We start from the raw sequence: 3,585 nt of genomic DNA on the forward strand, positions 1-3,585 counted from the left end.
TGCGCGTTATGTGCCCTGTTTTCTTATGTGGCCCGGCATCAGAAACATAGCGTACCGCAATGGTCTCCAGGCACAGGATGGGCACATAATGGAAGCCCGACTAGGTACGCATATTCGTGCCCGTTCGATAGAGAGATGATTGTTTTTGGACACTGGGCAGCGTGCCTTGGCCACCCAGCATCGTGGTCGCGTCAGAGGGAGGACAACCAGGCCAGCATCGCAGCATCGTCCTGCCAGGCGGGTTTGCGTGGAGCACCTGCGACGATCGGATCACACAACTTCAGGGCTTCGGCCTTCATGCGAATGGTGATCTCGGCATAGCGATTGGTCGTCTCCAGATTGACATGTCCCAGCCAGCCCCGGATGACATTGACCTCCACGCCCGACTCAAGTAAATGAACCGCCGTGGTGTGCCGAAATACGTGAGGTGTTACCTTGGCTGCGCAAGCAGTCTGCCCCGATGCCTCCCAGAGCTTGGCATAGTGGCGGATTCGCTTATAGATGCCGAACCGGGTCATCGGTGCCTGCGAAGTTCCTACGAATACTGGCGATTCGGGTAGCAAGTTTGTGCCGCGCTCATCCAGCATCGCCTGCAACGCCTTGGCCGTCTGGTTCCAGAGCGGGCACGTTCGCCACTTCGACCCCTTGCCCAATAACCTGACGCGCGCAGGCGAGCGCAGGTCGAGTTGTTCGAGCTTCAGATGCGCAACCTCCGAAACACGCGCGCCGGTGTTGTAGAGCAGCATAAGCAGCGCCCGATCCCGTGATGAGAGGCGATGCTGATCAGGAATGCAGGCGAACATGGCTTGAACCTCGTCACGTCCAAGGAACGTCATCTCCGGCCGTGGGCAACGCTTCATCGGGATGGCAGCGACCTTGGCACTGGTAGGCAACATTTCTGGAACGGTCCGGCCCACGTATTCGTAGAACACATGAAGTGCCGCCAAGCGCTGGTTGCGGGTACTGATAGCGTTACCTCGATCAGCCTCCATGCTGTGCAGAAACGCCTGCACGGCGGGATAATCAAGGTGCTCCAATACCAGTGCGCTGACGCCGAGCCGGTGTGTGCCCGCCACAAAGATCAGGAACAGACGCAGGCTATCCCGATAGCTGCGGATTGTGCTCGATTGCAGCCCCTTGTGCCGAGGCAAATACTCCAGAAAGTAGCGGTGAATGACCGATGGAAGATTGAAGTCCTTCATGATGAACCTCCCGCAGTCAACAGTGGTGCAAACAACTCGAAACGCTCATTGGCGGCATCGAGCAACTCGTTGGTGATGGTCAGGTATACCGCCGTACTCTTGGGGTTGACGTGTCCCAGGAACGTAGACAGGTGATGCAGGCGGTCACCGGGAATGATTCCTTGGTGATACCAGCCCAGCAACGTTCGCACCGCGAAGGAATGCCGCAAACCATGGACGTGCGGGCCAAAGCAACCAGGCGGCACCGTGAGGTTTAGCTGTGGCAGCAGATCGTCCCTGAAGGTGTTGCGGATGCTATTGGTGCTGATTGGTGTGCGGCCGTTCCATGAAAACAGATGGTGGGCGCCTGTGCAGACATGGTCCCGCCGCTCGCGTTCCAGCCGATACTCGCGTAGTCTGACTGCCAGCTTCGGGCCGAAGGGCACCAACCGATCCTTGCCGAACTTGGTGTTGGATATCTCCACGACCTCGCGCTCCAGGTCTACGTCGCCCCACTGCAAACCGGCCACCTCGCCCACTCGTAGCCCAAGGCCGGCGAGCAGTGCAAAAATCATCTCGTAGGTGTGGCCGCGTTGTGGTGCGCGGGGATTATCCGGCAGGCTCCTGGCCAGGACCAGCAACCGCCTGATTACCTCGGGTGAGAACAGGAAGGGAATCCGCTGGGCTCTCTGCGGCTTGGCCTGTGCAGCCAATGGCGATGCGGACAGCAACTGCTGACCGACGATCCAGTCAAACAATCGCCGGATATCTCCGAGCAGATTGTTATAGCTACGAGGATTGGTTCGGTGACGTGAGTCCAGAAATGCCTGCAAGCATGCGCCGTCGATGACGTCTATCCTGTCAACGCCGCGCTCAGCGAGGAACCGATCAAGTAGCCTCAGTTGGCGGCCTTCGCATGCGAACTTGCAACCCATGGCGCGCTTGGCCCGAAGGTATTGTTCGATATGTGTGGCCAGCGCGCTGTGATAGCCATTCCAGTGGGCAGTCATAGCACGTCCTCCCCGTGGAAGAGGACAATCTGACGCAGCTTGTGTACCGCTACCTTGCCATAGACAAGCGTGGAAGACGGATGGCGATGGCCTACGTAGTCACCAATGACCTTGAAGGGCATGTCGGCCTCCACAAGGTGCTGTACGCAGGCATGGCGCAGCGTGTGAGAGCCCGCCCGCGTTACTTGGATGCCGATATCTCGCATGCGTCCTCCGACCATGGACGAAACGGTCCAGTGGTGCATGGGGATATACGGAGACCTTGCCGTGAGAAAGACTTGGCGGTGAGGGACATCACTGCGCCGGACTTCCAGGTAGGAAATCACAGCATCGCCCACTGTGGCTGACAAGGGATAGCGCGTCGAATGTCCTCCTTTGCGCATTGGGATGCTGATCTGGGCATTCGTCCAGTCGAAATCGTCCAGGCACAGCGCAGCGATCTCCCTGGCGCGCAACCCATAGCTGGCCAATAACGTCAGAATGGCGTAGTTGCGCTTGCCCAGGATGGACCTACGGTCAATGCTGGCCAGTAGCCGCTCGACATCCTGCCACCCGATTGCGCGTGGAATAGATGCTTGGCGGTAGACACGGCCGCGCGGCACACTACGTACAAGATCCGTAGCCACGATGCCTTCTCGATGCAGATACCGCAGAAAGACGCGCAGTGCGCACGCGGTGCCTTGCATGCCAGCCTTGTGAAGTGTCTTGGCACGCTCTTCCATGAAGCCGCTGATGTGGGCGGGCTCCAATCCCGACAAAGCAATGCCGTCCCTGTTCAGATAGGCTTCAAACGGACGAAGCGTATAGATGTAGCGATGCTGCGACTCCTGACGCAGGCCCTTCTCATCGCTCAAGAAAGGCAAGAAACCAGGCACCGTATTGGCAAACGGCATCGCTGGCCGGTTGTTCGGACGTGTGTAGTCGGGCAAGGCCAGGCAAAGCATCCGCTCCACCGGGACACGGCTCTGTGCAGTGACAGTAGCTCGGTCCTGGTTATCCTTGCACCAGCCTCCGTGACCGGCATGCCAATACTCGACAAAGGCATCCATATGGTCGGGAAGTTCTTCTAGCTGCGTGACGCCCCTGGCAATTACGAAATCATTGAAGTGCCCAAGTGCGCGGACATGCTGGCGCACCGTGGTATTACTGGTATGCAGTTCGTCCAACGACTGCACGTAGCGTTCAATCTGTGGCCCTAGCCACTGGGCTCTAACGCGGTCGATCGCCTTGAGCGACCGGAAATGATGTTCCAACATGACAATCACCCTTCTGGAAAAGTAGAGGAAATGTCATGTTGCGCGCCACTCGTCATTATGTGGCCAGGCCGTGCTCAGAAGTGCTTGAAATATGCCCAAATCGGTACGACCGGGAACATAAGAAAACAGGGCACATAA

At 58.0% G+C, this 3,585-nt stretch carries 3 protein-coding genes; all 3 read right to left on the minus strand.

What is annotated here, in order from left to right; genetic code table 11:
• Nucleotides 1-191: 191 nt before the first annotated feature.
• Genes ACEU5R_RS31805 through ACEU5R_RS31815 form a run of 3 tightly spaced genes read right to left on the minus strand, consistent with a single transcriptional unit; the run spans nucleotide 192 to nucleotide 3,447 of the window.
• Nucleotides 192-1,202, minus strand: coding sequence for a tyrosine-type recombinase/integrase (locus tag ACEU5R_RS31805; protein WP_073665969.1), 1,011 nt, complete (start codon nucleotides 1,200-1,202; stop codon nucleotides 192-194).
• Entirely contained in the window at nucleotides 1,199-2,191 is a 993-nt protein-coding gene (locus tag ACEU5R_RS31810) for a tyrosine-type recombinase/integrase (RefSeq protein ID WP_073665968.1), read from the minus strand. Before ACEU5R_RS31810 ends, ACEU5R_RS31805 begins: the two co-directional genes overlap by 4 nt.
• Complete coding sequence (locus ACEU5R_RS31815) at nucleotides 2,188-3,447, minus strand: tyrosine-type recombinase/integrase (protein ID WP_073665967.1); 1,260 nt, start codon at nucleotides 3,445-3,447, stop codon at nucleotides 2,188-2,190. The genes ACEU5R_RS31810 and ACEU5R_RS31815 overlap by 4 nt, the downstream gene beginning before the upstream one ends.
• Between the last annotated feature and the right edge of the window lie 138 nt (nucleotides 3,448-3,585).

Source organism: Achromobacter sp. 413638, assembly GCF_043119405.1.
Lineage (GTDB): Bacteria > Pseudomonadota > Gammaproteobacteria > Burkholderiales > Burkholderiaceae_B > Achromobacter.